The following is a 15,570-nucleotide window of genomic DNA, read 5'->3' as shown; positions in this document are numbered from 1 at the left end:
TTCATCGGTGTTGTGAGGTGCACCCTTTATCCAAGCTTTCGAGCTTCATCCGCAGTTCTAAGACGCCTTATCGTTATCCATCGAAAACATTGAACCTGTCGGCCTTGTCAGTTTTCTCAACGACGTCAGTCCAAAAAAGTTTGACCAGGTATTTCGGGCGCCGTGGCCCGGGATCTAGATGCCTGTTTGAGCGCTGACTATCGCACGCCCTGCTTCGCAGTGCGTTTCGTCACCGTGACAGAGCCATAAACGATGAATACTAATAAGACGAGTCAGGCATGGGTGTTACAGATATGCCATGGCTACGACGGGCCTTTTCTAGATTGTGCCCGGCAGTACGGGGTGCTTTTCGCGAATACTCCATACAAGGTAATGACCGTTTACCTGACCGGCGAATACAACGCCGAGGTGGAGCAGGGCTCAGCCTCTGATGAAGTAGTATTTTTAGGTTATTCCAGCAAGGCCCTCAGAGGTCTCAAGCTTGGCGCAGTTCGTGCTATTCGTCGCATTGCTGCAGAGCGTAATTTTGCGCTGTGCATCGCTCATCGCTCTAAGCCGGCTTATGTTGCTCTGCTGGGTACGAAGCTTCCGGTAATTGGCATCCATCACGCGTTCGGAGACTACGAGCGCCGCTCTCGCCAGCTCTTCGCCAATCTGTTTCGTAAGCGCTTGTACTTGTTCGGTGTCTCCGACGCCGTGCGCGATGACCTGCGTGCTTGCCTGCCAGGCTGGCCATCGCAGCGAATTCAGACGCTCTATAACCGTATTGATCTGCAGGCCGTACAGGCCGAGCAACTGTCCCGCTCTGCAGCGCGCGAGGCTCTTGGGCTACCTGAGGGTGCGTGGGTAATCGGCAACGTGGGGCGGCTGCATCCAGATAAGGATCAGACAACGCTCATTCGGGCCTTCGCTGACGCGCTGCCTACGTTGCCGGAGGACAGTCTGTTGGTAATCGTTGGTAAAGGTCGCCTGGAATCCGAACTCAAGGCTTTGGTGGAAACACTGGGCATCAGTCAGCGGGTTCGCTTCCTTGGTCAGGTTCCCCAGGCTCGGCGCTACTTCACCGCTTTCGACGCATTTGCGCTCAGCTCGGATCATGAACCCTTCGGCATGGTTCTGCTTGAGGCAATGGCGGCAGGCCTGCCTGTGGTGTGTAGCGATTGCGGTGGCGGGCGTGAGGTGGTTGGTGAGAAAGGCCAGTTGTTCACCTTTGGAGATTGGCATGCGCTGTCCGAGAGTCTGCAAAAAGTCGCGTCTGTGAACCAGGATGAGCTTTGTCGCCTTCGCGAGGACATGCGTAAACGGCTGGAGAGTCGATTCGTCGACGCTGCCGTAGCACCTCATTTCTTCAATGCATTGTCTGCGTGGCCAGCATGTCGGCTTTGAACGAGGCGATGCGTTCCAGTCGTCCACTGGTCAGCGTCATCGTCCCTTGCTACAACTACGGCGCTTATGTGGGTGATGCGCTACGCAGCATTCTGCAGCAAGACTATGAAGCCATAGAGTTGATCGTCGTCGACGATGGTTCTACCGACGACAGCGCTTTGCGCATCGAGGTGGCTCTCCAGGGCTGGCGAGAGTATCCGAATATTCGCAGGGTCGAGTTCATCCGTCAGAATAATCAGGGTGTCAGCGCTGCCCTCAACAAAGGGCTTGAACTGGCCTATGGCGAGTTCGTGGCGACCTTCGATGCGGACGATGTGATGATTCCTGGGCGTCTAGCCTTGCAGGCCGAGCATCTTCTCGCGCATCCCGAGGTGGGCTGCCTGGGAGGACGTGCCTTGCGAATCGATCAGCAAGGGCAGGCTCTGCCAAAAAAAAACAAGGCTCGCCCGGTGCGGCGTTATGACTTTACCCAAGCGCTAGCCGCTGCACTGGTAGTCGGTGGCAATCTGGTGATGTACCGCCGCGAGGCAATGATCTCTGCAGGTGGATATGATCCGGCGCTACGCGTACAGGATTTTCAGATGACTCTGAAGATCGCCCATGCCGGTTACCTCATTGATGTGCTTCCCGATGCGGTCACGCTGTATCGCAAGCATGGCAATGGCCTGTCGGGGAATTATCTGGCCGAACACCGTTACGGTATGCAGTTGCTGGATCTTTATCGCGAACATCCGGCCTACGAGTCGGGAAAAGCGCGTCTGCTCACCAAAATACTTGGTCCAGCGGTCACGCATGACAAGCGATTCGCCTGGAGCCTGTTTGCCGAAATTCCCTTGCGTCAGTGGGATCGCCAGTTGCTCAAGCGTTTTCGCCATCTTCTGTTCAAGCGTCAGCGTGTTGAGCTGCATAGTTGAGCATCCGCTCCTCAGTGCGTGACTATTGCCCCTGCAGGGTGAAAGAATTCGATATGTCTGGCGCGGTCTTGTAACGCTGCAGCCCATAGCTTTTGGATGGATAACGACTCATGTTGCAGATGCCAACGGCTGATGCGCCGGTTACGAGCAAGCGCAAGTACCTGATTATCGACGGTATAGGTGGTGTGCCACTTGGCCGTGAACTATTCGACGCGTTTCTGCAGGCCGGCAGCCAAGCCGTCCACTGGGATGCGCTGAAGCAGAAGCCCAGACAGTTGTATGGACTGTCTTCGGCGCTCTTCAAGGCACGTAACAAGACGCGAGATCGGGAGGGATTCTCGCACCTGCCACGTCTGCCTTTGGAGCCACTGCGCCGATTGCTGGAGCGGGAAGCACCGACCCACGTACTGGTGGTCGGCTTTCTTTATAAGCACTATGACGTCGCCCAAGTGGCTCAAATGGTGCGCAGCGCAGGTGCCCGCTTCATCCTCTACGATACCGATAGTTGCAATCTCTATTCGAAGCGCCGGGAATTCCTGTATTTCATTGAAGAAGAGCTGCCTCGCTACGACCAGCTATTTTCGTTCTCTGAAACGACCACACGGTTTTTCCATGAAACGCTGGGTCTCGAAGCACTGCACTTGCCGTTTGGGGCAGTGGTGGTTCCCGAACGACAAATAGAGAAGGATCGTGACGTTTTGTTTGTCGGCAGTGCCGATTTGCGCCGGGTTTTCTTGCTGGAGAACATCCGCGAGAATCTGTCCATACGCGGCAATCGCTGGCGCCGCAATAACGCGCTCATGTCTTCGACGCTGCGCCAATGCGTCGATGATCGCCCTGTCTGGGGCGAAGAGCTTCAGACCTTGTTGCAGAGCTCGCGGATAGTACTGAACATCACCCGGTCGGATTTCTATGGTGCCGAGACTGGAGTGAATCTGCGAATCTTCGAGGCGTTAGCGGCGGGCTGTTTTCTGTTGACCGATTACTGCGATGAAATCGCTTCGCTGTTCACTCCGGGCCAAGACATCGAGGTGTTTCGTTCCGGAGCGGAGTTGAAAGACAAGGTCCGCTACTATCTGGCAAATCCGCAGGAGCGCGAGCGCATTGCGCAAAATGGTCGGGCACGTTTTCTCGAACAACATACCTGGGCGAATCGCGTCGGGCGTATTCTTGCCTGTGATTGACCCGTGGCTTTATCAGGCTTGCCCTGTACTTCCTGAGATTATGTTTTCTTATGACTGATTCCGTTGCGGGCTCGCCTGAGTTGCCCGCTTGTTTCGATGTGGTAATTCTCAGCTTCGCCAAGGATGAAGCTTTGCGCCAGGTAACTGAGCATTGTCTGGACTCGCTGGTCGCGTCGGAAGACTCGGCGAAGATTCGTTTCCGTATCTGGGTGCTCGAGTCGAATGCCGGCAGCCCGGTGTATCGGCAGCGTGGCGTTACGACTCTGTATCCCAACACGGTTTTCAACTATCACGCCTATATGAATCTGGGGATCAGAGAAGGTCAGGCCCCCTTCGTCGCCATCTGCAATAACGACCTGTCGTTTCATCCCGGCTGGGCATCCGAGCTGCTAGAGGTGTTCAACGGTGACCCTGGCGTCAGCAGCGCGAGTCCCGCCTGTTCCCTACACCATCCGCGCAATGGCTTTGCCCTTCATAGTGGTGTTTATCCCGGTTATGGCGTGTTGCGCGAAATCTCCGGCTGGTGCTTGGTGTTTCGTCGTTCGATTTTGGATGTCATTGGTGAGCTTGATGAGCGTTTCTACTTCTGGTACGCCGATAACGATTATGCGCTGACTTTGCAATCCCAGGGACTTAGGCACGTTCTTGTCACCTCGTCCGTCGTCGATCACCTCGATAGCCGGACCTTGAGTACGCATACTTCGGCCCGGCAATGGTTGATGACCAAGCGCTCCAAATACACCTTCGAAGAGAAGTGGCACGGCAAGGGCTGGGGTTATCTGACGCGTAAAAAACTCAAGTTGTATCTCAAATTCCCGCTCTACTATTTCGGATTGAAGAAAATCAAATGACAGGCTTTCCTCTCATGCGGAGCATCATTTGATCTCCGTCGTCATCTGCAGCGCCCAGGCGGCCCGTCTGCAGGCAGTTTCCCGCAACATTGCATCGACCATTGGGGTCGAGTACGAACTTATCGCGGTGGACAATAGCGTCGAGGGTCGCGGGCTATGCGAGGTCTACAACGAAGGCGCGTCCCGAGCCAGCCATGAGTTCATTTGCTTCGTTCACGAAGACGTCGAATTTCTTCGCGATGGATGGGGGCAGCGTGCCCTCTCTCATTTCGCGGCCGACGCCGAGCTGGCAATGATCGGCCTTGCGGGAAGTCGTTATAAGGCAAGAGTCCCGTCCGGCTGGAACAGCGGGGACGAAGAGGATCTGTGCATCAATGTGCACCACGGTGCTTCGCGTGACGTCGCGACACTTGCCTTCGCCAAGCCGGATGCTCATGCTGCCGCGAGCTGCGTTCCTGTCGTGGCGCTGGATGGTGTCTGGATGTTCGTCAGGCGCTCGGTCTGGGCGAGTGTTCGTTTCGACGAGCGTTTGAGAGGCTTTCATTTTTACGATGTCGACTTCAGTCTGCGCGTTGCCCAAGTCGGCAAGGTTGCCGTGGCTTTCGACATCGACCTGCTGCACTTTTCCCTGGGCAGCTTTCGTGAGGCCTGGGCGCTTCACGCGCTCGCTTATGCAGCGGATCCGCCCTTCCCGATGCCGTTGCACAATGTCTCTGAGATGAGCAACGTGCAAATCCGCCGCAAAGAAGCGTTGGCGGTGCGCTATTGGCTACGTTTGTTGAGGCGTGCTCAGATGCCGTTATCGATTCGCCTGCGATGGCTCGGAGGCGCGAGGATTCGGCGATATCCATCGCTCTGGCGTTTGGCGTTCAAGTTTCTGCTGCGTTAGAGCTTTGATGGGTAATTTCGCCGTAGCGAAAGAGCGAAGCGCCGAGGATGTAGTCGGCAAGCTTGCGGACATCAACCGGCGATCTAAGCAGGTCGACTATCTCCTCAGCACTTGAGAACGTGGGCAGATCCTGAGCATCAAGATTCAGGCTGGGTGCGCGGTACAGAGCGCACGGAACATCGAACAGCGTCACTTCGAACAGGCTGGTGGTGTTGAAGCCTACGGCCAGGTCATAACGCTGTCCGCATAGCGTGTCTGTCAGAGTCGCACTGTCGTCGAGCGTCGCGCGTGCAGGCAGTGCTGCGATGAGTGCGGCATTGCCTGCAAGCAGTGGGTGCAAGCGGATGGTCAGGTGGTAGCCCTCTGGTAGCCGGGCCAGTTCATTGAGAAGTTTCACGCAGTCCGCTACATAGCGTTTCCCTGGCAGTAGGCAAAGGACATGGGGGCCAGTCGCAGCAGAAGGCTCGTCTGTCATTGGTTGCCGTTGCGGAGGGTTGATGTAGCCAGCAACCTGCATGTCGAAATCGGCTACTTGGTCATGATCACGATGAAATGCATCTATTTCTGCTCGGCAGAACTCACTCCAGACCAGTAGCGTCTGCGCGGTGACATTTTCATAGTTGATGATGTCGATGGGACATTCGTTACGGTAGCGGTGATAGAGGCCATGTTGTAGCGAATAGGTCCTGATATCGCGCTGTCGACAGGCGCTGACAAGAAAGCACTCGGGTATATTCGCGCTGTTGTAGCTTATCAGCGAGGTTATCCGCTCCGTGATTCCATGTTTATCGATGGCTTTCATGTGCTTGATGGTGTAACAGGCCGCGCTGAATATATAGAGCCGTTCCACGAGGGGCTGTTTGCAGGTGAGGACTATCTTCAACGCCGCATACATGGCCGACCAGTCGAGAGATTTGTAGGCATCTTCCTTGATGGCTGGTACGTAGCTGGTGCTGAGCTTCCTGCCGGATGCCAGCTTGCCGCCTATATCCAGGGCCAGGCGCGTCTGGTCTTCCCGGTCGCAGTGCCAGATGTAGGTATCTCCCACCAGTTCGCCGCGACGGCTATAGCGCGGCGTCAAACGGATCAACTTGATGGCCCTGCGTATTTTTTTCAGGGAAGGTCGATTGTCGAAGAACAAGTGGGCCAGTACCGCTGAGGCAGGGTTGCATATACTGCGTCCTGCATAAGTGGCGAGCTTGAGATTTTCTTTCGTTTTAGCGTAGAGGCTGTACATGATTCGACCTGTGGGGCAGCGGTGCGCTGTAATCGAAAAAACTGAAGCGAAAAGCAGGACGTGTTCTTTCTTGCGAGATAAGGATGCTTTGCAAGGAGATGCTGCGTGGGGAAGGTAATAGTTTTTCAGAAGGGCAGTCTTGAGCGCAAACAAATCAACGCATTATTCACGCTTTTCGAGGGGCTGATCGAGTTTGCGCCTGGTCGGGCGGTGGCGAAAATATATCGTGAGAATGATTCGGTCTTCGTCAAACGCTACAGGCGTTCTATGAAGCCTTGGTGGAAGCGGATTCTGCGCAGGGGCTATCGTTCTCCACTACGAAGCGAGGCCATGCTGCTTTCTAGGCTGCAGGTTCTGGATTTTCCCGCACCGAAGCCGCTCATGTATGCAGAGTCTCGTCGCCCGGGGTTTCACGAAAGCTTGCTGCTGACCGGCTTTCTGCCGGGTGTGCCTCTTGCCACCCTCAGCGGAGATGAATTGTTGGTAGGCGCACGTCAGTCCTTGGCGTTGTTAGGGCAACTGCATGCTCATGGCATCGTTCACGGTGACTGCAATCCATACAACTTTCTAGTTTCAGAGCATGCTCATCTACTGGATTTCGAGCGGGCCGGAGATTTTACTCCGTATGGCGCTGTAGAGGATTTCAAAAAGATCATGCACCGGTTGGCTGATCTCGGGCTGGATGAGTCGAGTCTGTCCGAGGTCGCTGGCGCCTACAGTATTGGAGCCGGTGCGCCGGTGTTCGATGTGCAGGCTTCGCTGCTTGAACTGCGTGGTATGGCCTTTGTCCGAAAGCCGACACGTTGGCGCCCACCTCAGGAATTACGCATCGCTCCGCCTGTCCACTGAGTCAGTGGATCGTCGATCTGCTCTCCAGAGGCGGGACATCAATGCTGGCGCTGGACAACTTAGCCCACCTGCTTCCATGTCGATTTGGTTGCAGGTTCCCTGATGGTACAATCCTGCGCTTCGCCCCAGAGCCAGCATCTCATGCCTGATCCAAGCGCTAACCCGTCGTCCATCTCCAGCTTCAAGCTGTACATGCGGCTGTTGAGCTACATGAAGCGTTACTGGTTGATGTTCGGGATCAGTATGGTCGGCTACATCATCTTTGCCTCAACTCAGCCAATGCTGGCAGGCCTGCTCAAGTACTTCGTCGATGGGCTCGCCGCGCCTGAGGCCGGGGCGGTCGAGCTGCCACTGCTGGGTAGCATGCAATTGCTGTACGGCGTACCGCTGGCGTTGCTGCTGATCACCATCTGGCAGGGCCTTGGCTCTTTTCTCGGGGGTTATTACCTGGCTCGGGTTTCCCTCGGCCTGGTTCAGGATCTACGCATCGCGCTGTTCAATAACCTGTTGACCCTGCCCAATCGCTATTTCGACAACCACTCCACGGGCTATCTGATATCCCGTATCACCTACAACGTTGGCTCGGTGACAGGAGCTGCCACTGACGCGCTCAAGGTCATGGTGCGTGAAGGTCTCACGGTAGTATTCCTGTTTGGTTACCTGCTGTGGATGAACTGGAAGCTGACCATGGTCATGGTGGCCATTCTTCCGCTCATTGCCCTGATGGTGAAAAGCGCCAGCAAGAAATTTCGCAGCCAGAGCCGAAAGATTCAGAGCGCCATGGGCGAGCTGACGCACGTATCGTCCGAGACGATCCAGAATTATCGCGTGGTGCGCAGCTTTGGTGGCGAGCGCTATGAGCGCGAACGCTTTCATGAGGCGAGCGAGGACAGCACCCGCAAACAATTGCGAATGACCCGCACCAGTGCGATTTATACGCCCAGCCTGCAGCTCGTGAACTATGCAGCGATGGCGTTTCTGATGTTTCTGGTGCTGTTCCTGCGGGGTGACGCCAGCGTCGGCGACCTGGTGGCCTACATTACCGCGGCGGGGCTACTGCCCAAACCGATTCGTCAGCTGTCTGAGGTCAGCTCGACGATTCAGAAAGGTCTGGCTGGTGCTGAAAGCATCTTCGAGCAACTGGATGAACAACCAGAGCCGGATCAAGGTACCGTGGAGAAGGAGCAGGTAACCGGAGCGCTTGAGGTTCGTCAGCTCAGCTTCACATATCCAGGCACCGAAAAGGCCGTATTACAGGACATCAGTTTCACTGTCGAGCCAGGCCAGATGGTCGCTTTGGTCGGCCGCTCGGGGAGTGGCAAGTCGACATTGGCCAATCTGATCCCGCGTTTTTACCAGCACGGCCAAGGGCAGATTCTGCTCGATGGCACGCCGGTAGAAGAATATCGCGTGGAAAACCTGAGAAAGCATATCGCGCTGGTCACTCAGCAGGTCTCGCTGTTCAACGACACCGTACTAAACAACATCGCCTACGGTGACCTGCGGCGTTTGCCTCGCGAGGACGTCGAGACTGCTGCGCGGGCGGCTTATGCCAGTGAGTTCATCGAGTTGCTTCCGCAGGGCTTCGACACCCGGGTGGGGGAGAACGGAGTCATGCTTTCCGGTGGCCAGCGGCAGCGTCTTGCCATTGCGAGGGCGCTATTGAAAAGCGCCCCCCTGTTGATTCTGGACGAAGCCACTTCTGCCCTCGATACGGAATCGGAACGCTATATCCAGGCTGCTCTGGACAAGGTTATGGAGGGCCGTACGACGCTGGTGATTGCGCATCGGTTGTCCACTATCGAGAAAGCCGATCTGATTCTCGTGATGGATCAGGGCCGTATCGTCGAGCGAGGAACCCATGAGTCACTACTGGCAAGCAATGGCTACTATTCGCGCTTGCATGCAATGGGGCTTGATGACGACGAAAAGGGTGATGCCGAGGTTCTTGGACAGCCAGCGGGCTGAAGTCGGCACGCCGGTAACAACAGCTGATTGTCCAGGCGCCTCCTGGATGATGCTCCGTCGAGTATTGAGTTTGCTGGAAGTGAGTGCAGAGAGGTGGCGCCTTTTTTGGCATCCATCTTTGGGCACTACATTTTTTGATGGCGACTATGCACGTAAGATATGCGTAAGCGTTGCACTGATATCATTGCGCCGGGCTTAGCTCGCAGGCAGTTGTCGATTACGCAATCTGGGGCATCAGGGGCGTTAGCCCTTTTTCTGTCAAATTTCACGCGGAATTCACAATGAGTTATTCACCATTGCCGCCGCTTTTGATGAGCATGGTGATTTCTGCGTACAACAGAGCGTCGATATTGCTTCGTGTTTCCCTGTTCCAATCTGACCAGATTGGGGGCGCCAGTGTTCAACAGATCACTGAGGGTGGTCTCTCGCACGCCTTGCCAAGTGGGAGCAATACATTGCAATTTTCAAGTCCCGAGGCTTTCAGGATGCTTTGCGGGAAAATGGCAGCGCCACTGCACGCAGTTCCAGAACGTTCAGCTCCGGCATGAGCATGTTCTTCTGCGCGTATTTGCGCAGCCCGATCATGGAAGATATTCGGGTTATTTAGGAGTTCTGATGGCTGAGGTTATACAAGGGGCCAGTACTCGCTTAGCCGCATCGCCGGCTGACTGCAGGCTCGCTCTGGTTCCCTCGATGGGTCTAGGCGACGGGTGTATTTATCTGGTTCTGGCTGCCAATCTCGCCAGGGCCGGTTTTAACGTAACGGTGCTGAGCAACCACTTTGGCGCACTTAATGAATGGTTGCCGCTCTTCGACGCGCGCTGCCTGCCCGCTCCTGACGAAACTTTCGCCGTCCTGGACGATTTCGATCTGGTTATTTCCGATTTGGGCAGCATGCTGACGCGCCACGGCGAGGCTGCGAGTGAGCTCGCTCGGCGCTATGTATTCGTCGGTACGTTGCGTGTGGATTCTCGTTTCATCGAGCAACCCGCGACTGAGGCATTGGCTCGGCTGCCCGCGGAAAAGTCGCTTTTACTGGCACCTTTGACCGCAGCCGCCGGTCCGCTTCGTTGCCTGCATGATGACCGTGCCAGCATGGTCGAGCAGGCTGTGGCTTTTTGCCGTTCTCGATTGGGGCTCGCCGATGCCCATGACGATATCGGCATGCGTGTGCCTGTGACGCTCAGGCACCGTCGCCACGCGCAGCGCGTGATGCTTCATCCATTGTCTTACAACGCAAAGAAAAACTGGCCCGCTGAGAAGTACCTGGCGTTGGCCCGGCGACTACGTGCCGCTGGCTATCAGCCGCAGTTCGTCCTATCGCCCAAAGAAAGGGGCGATTATCTGCATCTATTCGAGCCTGAATTCGAAGTGCCTGAATTCTCCGATGCCAAGGCTCTTGCAGGCCACCTTTATGAATCCGGCTATGTGATTGGCAATGACTCTGGGGTTGGGCATCTGGCTTCTGCACTGGGTATTCCCGTTTTGACGCTGTACCGCAAACGCAGCGATGGGTTTTGCTGGCGTCCGGGCTGGGGAAGCGGTCGGGTGGTGCGCCCGGCCTTTTCTTTGAGTTTTCTAAGGGATCACTGGGCTTTTTTCATGAGTGTCAATCGGGTCGCTCGCGGCTTTCAGGCATTGAGTCAACAGGTTGAGGTGGGGCAGCGATGAGTGGTTCTACGGCGATCACCATCGTCATTCCTGCATATAACTACGCTTTTACTCTGGCCAGGACGGTTCGCTCCGTCATGCCTCAACTGGGCGACGATGATGAGCTACTTATCATCGATGATGGCTCTACGGACAACACCCCTGAGGTTGTCGAGGCATTGAAGGCGGAGTTTTCCGGTCGGTTCAGGTCGCTACGCAAGAGCAATGGTGGATTGGCGTCCGTGCGCAATCTCGGGATAGAACTGGCCCGTCACGACTGGCTGATATTCCTGGATGCTGACGACGAGATGGCGCCGGATAGCCTGTCGCTGATCCGAGCCCACCTTGCCCTGAATGATCAAACTCGCATGGTCATCGGTGGACATTGGTCGGTTGATCAGGAAGATCGCCGCCGCCGGCATTCTCCCGAACGTCTTCCTGATACGCCTCTACTGCGCGTTCGTGCTTACCTGCTGGACAAGACACTGAGCATTTCCAATGGCGCCTGTGTCATGCACCGCTCTATTTTTCAAGTGGGGAATTATCCTGAGCGGTTTCGTAACGCTGAAGATATCCCAGTATTTGCGCAAACACTGGCGACCTATCCCGTTTCACTTCTGCCAGAGCCATTGGCGATGATTCACAAGCACAGCGACAGCCTCCGCCATGACTTTGTTTCAAGTCTGGCAGGAGGCGTCGGGCTGGTCGATGAGGTCTTTGGTCGACTGCCAGCGGCGCTGCACGAGCTGCGCGCGCCATTTTATCAGCAGCGTTGCCTGTCATTGTTTCGCAGTGCCTATCTAGCCGGAGATTTTAGGACAGCTAAGCAGTTCTACTGCCAGGCAGTGACGAGTGATTGGCGGGTGCTGCTCAAGCTTTCCTACTCGCGGAAGGCGCTTCGTCTCTGGATGGGCCGACCTTATGGCTAAGGTTCTGAAAGTCCTGCAACTACAGACTCGCTACAATGCTGCGGATACCAATTCCGATTTGGGTGAGCAGATTCTGCAAGGATTGCCACCCGAGCGTTTCGACGTGGTCAACGCTTATCTCGAGGGGCGGCCGACAGAAGATACTCAGCATTGCGGTCGACGTCAGGTCTTCTTCGAGTTCAATGAGAAAGACATGAGTGGCCTGCGCCTCAAGGTGCGTAAGCGACTTCTGGCGTTCTGCCGAGAAGAGGGCTTCGATGTGGTGTTGTTGCACCGCTTCAAGACCGTCAATCTGTTCATGCACCTCAACAAAACGTTACGTATTCCACGCTGCATCGGCGTTTCTCACGGCTTTGGTGAGTACGATCGTTTCTATAGGCGCTGGCAAGCCAAGCGCTTGATCGATGAGAGTTGGCGCTTTATTGGTGTGTCCCCGGCTGTCGCCGATTATCTGATTTCCTTGCGCTGTGGCTTTACCAAGACCAATACGGTCGCGATCACCAATGCGCTGGATATTGATCTTGCTGAGTCGTTGCAGCTATCGCGCGACGAGGCGCGCAAGGCATTGGGATTATCGTCGGCAGCGCTGATCATCGGGGCTATCGGCCGTCTGGTACCGATAAAGGGGCATACTTACCTTATTCGTGCGTTCGCCACGCTCAGTCGCGATTATCCAGCCGCAAGGCTGGCCATTATTGGTGGTGGCCGAGAGGCTGAGAATCTTGCTGCATTGATCGACGAGCTGGGGTTGGCTGAGCGTGTGCACCTGTGCGGTACCCAGCCAGATGCCATGCGTTATGTGAAGGCGTTCGACGTTTTTGTTATGCCTTCATTGCAGGAGGGGCTTGGGCTCGCGCTATTGGAAGGAATGTGCGGTCGTCTACCTGTGCTCGGCTCGGATATTCCGGCGATGCGCCCGTTATTGAAGGGGGCTGGAGGGCGTTTGTTTGCTCCCGGCGACGTCTCGGCATTGGCCGAGCAACTGCGTGCATGCCTTGCCGACAGTGATGCTGTGCGTACCGAGCATGGTGAACACGCCTATCAGTATTTGCGGCGTGAACATGATATTCAGGACTTTCGCGACAAGTACCGCGCCATGCTTGAGGGTGATCAGCCGGTAACAGGGACGTCAATATGACTCACAGCCAAAACACGCTACCGCTAGTTTCAGTACTTATTTCGTCCTACAACCACGCTGACTTCATCGAAGCGAGCATCCGTAGTGTCTATGCGCAGGATTACCCCAACATCGAACTTCTGGTGGTCGATGATGGCTCGCATGACGACAGTGTGGCGGTAATAGGGCGGCTGCAGAAGGAACTCGGGTTCGATTTCCTGGTTCAGGCGAACAAGGGACTTTGCACCACGCTCAACGAGATGATCACTCGTAGCGCGGGCAGCTACATCGCTCCGTTAGGTTCGGATGACGTCATGCTCCCCGAGCGTCTGTCGTTGCAGATTTCATTCATGGAACAGCATCCTGAAGCAGGCATCTGTGCTGGTGGCATCGTGCTGATCGATGGCGAAGGTAAGCCGTTGCCTGACAAGAAGCAGCGCCATCGCCCCGCTCGGCGGCTTGATTTCGATGATTTGTTCATGGATCGCAAGCCTGGTCGCCGGCTCCGACTTTGCTATTTCGTCGTGAGGCGCTCGAGAAGGTCGGTGGTTTCGACCCCTCCATACGCATCGAAGATTATTACGTAGAGCTGCGTATCGCTCATGCTGGATATTTCATCGATATCCTTGAGGAGCCACTTGCCTTGTATCGCGTGCATGGAAGCAATACCTACAAAAACCGCCGCTTGATGATCGAAACGGAGCTGGCGATCTATCAGCGTTTTGCCGATCACCCAGGCTATCAAGCCACTCGCTTGCGCTACCTGAATGCGATGTTTGCCAAAGTAGCCAGCGAGGATAAGGCGCTGGCGGGTGAATTGCTCGCTCAAATTCCATGGCGCTCGCGCAATCTCAAAACGCTCAAGGGCCTCTGGCGCTACTGTTTCAAGCAGGTAGCTTGAGGTTAGAGCCTTGTTGCTCGAGATGGCTGCGGTGGGAGTGCGAGTGTCGTGATGCTAGAGGCCGAACTGTCACAGAAATGAATACCGCTCGTGAGTCCAGCGGTTACTGTTTCGATGTGATTTATCGTGACGCCGGGCCGGAAGTACTACTTATCTCACCGCATTTGACGTTGTGGCTGTGAGCCATTTTTTCAGGTCACGGGCAAAGCGCTCGGCGCTACGAGCACTGACGCTCTTGCCGTAGCCGGCCACCCAGTCCTCACGATGCTGCTCGGTCAGCCACCCGATATCTTCTGGGTATCTCAGGATGTGCTGCAAATTGCGCCGGCGCTTCCAGGGGGCCAACGCATTGCGCTCGAGTTTCATGTCCGACAGGTCGATCAGGCCGAAGCTGTCATCTGGCAGCAGCAGTACATTTCCCAGGTGCAGCGAGCGAAAGTACACGCCGGACTGGTGCAGTTCACCAAGAAAGGTTCCGAAGCGCATCACGTTCCGAGAGCGTGTCGCGGCATCTGACTTGCGCAGGTGATTGCGCAGCGTGTCGCCGGGCAATGGCTGATAGCGTACTGCGCTCAGGCGCCGCTCGCTGATCATCAGCACATCCAAGACTTTCGGTGCGGTGATACCCAGGCCTAACAGGCCGTTTGCATTGTCTGCAAACCGTTGCGCAGGCAGATCCCACAGATCGGAAGACAGCAGTCGCTTGCGTCGGTACAGCTTAAGGAAGTCGCCCTCCTTGAGTTGAGCGACCTTTATGCCCAGGCCGTCCTCTTCAATGGTTCTGGCGTCCTTGAGCAGTCTGTCTAGCTGTGCGGATTCGATACGCTTCATGCTTGCGACTGCCTATGCCGAATGGAAAGAGCGCATAGCAGCGCCAGTGGTATCCAGATCAGGAACCAGCTCTCGTTGGGGCGCGAGAGATAATTGCCGCCTTCGGTCAGCCCGGCGCACAGCCCGTAGACCAATAGTGCCGATGCGATCTGGAAGTGTGGTTGCGCACGAAGCCGCAAGCAGCGTAGAAGTGCGCATGCATACATGACAGCCCACAGGCCAAGGCCGATCAACCCCAGCTCGAGAAGCACGGCGAGCTCTACATTGTGGGGATCATGCAGTGGGTAGCCAATTCCGGGAATGTCGAATATGAATTTGCTCTCATAGCCCGCGCCAAGCCAGAGGTGCTGAGCCGCCTGACGTACCGCATCGCCCCAGAGTTCCGGGCGATATGACATGCCGCGCTGGAGAAGTATCTCCGGACATGCCAGGTATAAGGCGCCTGCCACGGCAAACAAGGCGCCTACCAGAAGCATCGCGCGTTTTCCGTTCACCAGCAGCATCCAGGCGCTGGTCAAGGCCAGGCCCATCAACGGAGTTCTCGAGCCGGTGGCGAGCAGTGCTGCCAGGAGTGGCAGTATCATGAGGATCGGCAACCAGTCATGGCGCTCACTGCGTGATAGCCATGCGGCCACCCAGTAAGTGCATAGAAAACCCAGCACATGGGATGTCAGCAAGGGATTGCGCAAGGCTCCAGTACCGATCAGGCGCTCACCTGGTGCTGCGTGCTGCAGGAACCAAGCGAAATTGATGAGAGCCGCCAGTGCGCCCAAGCCAGCACCGATCCGCAACGTTTTCAAAAGCAGGGCTTCGCTTTTGAGAGCTATCAAGGCGCAACCGGCGAACAGCATGAGCACATAAAGA

At 55.9% G+C, this 15,570-nt stretch carries 13 protein-coding genes and 1 pseudogene; 11 read left to right on the top strand and 3 right to left on the bottom strand.

Translation table 11 applies throughout. From position 1 onward, the window contains the following. The first annotated feature begins 252 nt into the window (after window positions 1-252). From K5Q02_RS02695 to K5Q02_RS02675, 5 genes are all read left to right on the top strand, one after another. Window positions 253-1,386 (top strand): glycosyltransferase, encoded by a 1,134-nt coding sequence (locus tag K5Q02_RS02695; protein ID WP_225836120.1) that lies wholly within the window; start codon window positions 253-255, stop codon window positions 1,384-1,386. Beyond that, window positions 1,374-2,300 (top strand): glycosyltransferase family 2 protein, encoded by a 927-nt coding sequence (locus tag K5Q02_RS02690; RefSeq protein ID WP_225836119.1) that lies wholly within the window; start codon window positions 1,374-1,376, stop codon window positions 2,298-2,300. The genes K5Q02_RS02695 and K5Q02_RS02690 overlap by 13 nt, the downstream gene beginning before the upstream one ends. A gap of 110 nt (window positions 2,301-2,410) precedes the next feature. Further along, the gene (locus K5Q02_RS02685) at window positions 2,411-3,484 is read left to right on the top strand and encodes a CgeB family protein (RefSeq protein WP_225836117.1); all 1,074 of its coding nucleotides are present in this window, start codon (window positions 2,411-2,413) and stop codon (window positions 3,482-3,484) included. A gap of 50 nt (window positions 3,485-3,534) precedes the next feature. After that, window positions 3,535-4,335: a glycosyltransferase family 2 protein gene (locus K5Q02_RS02680; RefSeq protein ID WP_225836115.1), complete on the top strand. Its 801-nt coding sequence runs from the start codon at window positions 3,535-3,537 to the stop codon at window positions 4,333-4,335. A gap of 28 nt (window positions 4,336-4,363) precedes the next feature. Then, window positions 4,364-5,224 carry a glycosyltransferase gene (locus K5Q02_RS02675; protein ID WP_225836114.1) on the top strand — a complete coding sequence of 287 codons (861 nt, stop codon included), beginning with the start codon at window positions 4,364-4,366 and terminating at the stop codon, window positions 5,222-5,224. On the opposite strand, the gene K5Q02_RS02670 is transcribed toward K5Q02_RS02675, so the two are convergent. Beyond that, entirely contained in the window at window positions 5,205-6,461 is a 1,257-nt protein-coding gene (locus K5Q02_RS02670) for a hypothetical protein (protein WP_225836112.1), read from the bottom strand. The genes K5Q02_RS02675 and K5Q02_RS02670 overlap by 20 nt on opposite strands. Before the next feature lie 105 nt (window positions 6,462-6,566). On the opposite strand from K5Q02_RS02670, the gene K5Q02_RS02665 reads away from it, so the two are divergent. From K5Q02_RS02665 to K5Q02_RS02640, 6 genes and pseudogenes are all read left to right on the top strand, one after another. Next, a complete protein-coding gene (locus tag K5Q02_RS02665) occupies window positions 6,567-7,310 on the top strand; it encodes a lipopolysaccharide kinase InaA family protein (protein ID WP_225836110.1) in 744 nt (247 codons plus the stop codon). A 141-nt stretch (window positions 7,311-7,451) separates the two neighbouring features. After that, complete coding sequence (gene msbA, locus K5Q02_RS02660) at window positions 7,452-9,278, top strand: lipid A export permease/ATP-binding protein MsbA (protein ID WP_225836108.1); 1,827 nt, start codon at window positions 7,452-7,454, stop codon at window positions 9,276-9,278. Window positions 9,279-9,971: 693 nt separating this feature from the next. Continuing rightward, window positions 9,972-10,949 carry a glycosyltransferase family 9 protein gene (locus K5Q02_RS02655; RefSeq protein ID WP_225836105.1) on the top strand — a complete coding sequence of 326 codons (978 nt, stop codon included), beginning with the start codon at window positions 9,972-9,974 and terminating at the stop codon, window positions 10,947-10,949. Further along, complete coding sequence (locus K5Q02_RS02650; protein ID WP_225836103.1) at window positions 10,946-11,857, top strand: glycosyltransferase family 2 protein; 912 nt, start codon at window positions 10,946-10,948, stop codon at window positions 11,855-11,857. Before K5Q02_RS02655 ends, K5Q02_RS02650 begins: the two co-directional genes overlap by 4 nt. Then, complete coding sequence (locus tag K5Q02_RS02645) at window positions 11,850-12,995, top strand: glycosyltransferase (RefSeq protein WP_225836101.1); 1,146 nt, start codon at window positions 11,850-11,852, stop codon at window positions 12,993-12,995. The genes K5Q02_RS02650 and K5Q02_RS02645 overlap by 8 nt, the downstream gene beginning before the upstream one ends. Next, a pseudogene (locus K5Q02_RS02640) lies at window positions 12,992-13,875 on the top strand (glycosyltransferase). The gene K5Q02_RS02645 and the pseudogene K5Q02_RS02640 overlap by 4 nt, the downstream one beginning before the upstream one ends. A 150-nt stretch (window positions 13,876-14,025) precedes the next feature. On the opposite strand, the gene K5Q02_RS02635 reads toward K5Q02_RS02640, so the two are convergent. Both K5Q02_RS02635 and K5Q02_RS02630 read right to left on the bottom strand, forming a co-directional pair. Beyond that, on the bottom strand, window positions 14,026-14,706 hold the full coding sequence (locus K5Q02_RS02635) for a polymerase (protein WP_225836100.1): 681 nt from the start codon (window positions 14,704-14,706) through the stop codon (window positions 14,026-14,028). Then, a complete protein-coding gene (locus K5Q02_RS02630; RefSeq protein WP_225839535.1) occupies window positions 14,703-15,557 on the bottom strand; it encodes an O-antigen ligase family protein in 855 nt (284 codons plus the stop codon). Before K5Q02_RS02630 ends, K5Q02_RS02635 begins: the two co-directional genes overlap by 4 nt. Between the last annotated feature and the right edge of the window lie 13 nt (window positions 15,558-15,570).

This window comes from Pseudomonas sp. MM211, assembly GCF_020386635.1.
In the GTDB taxonomy this organism is placed as follows: domain Bacteria; phylum Pseudomonadota; class Gammaproteobacteria; order Pseudomonadales; family Pseudomonadaceae; genus Aquipseudomonas.
Note: the sequence above shows the minus strand (reverse complement) of the source record. Positions and strands in the feature narration are given on the sequence as shown.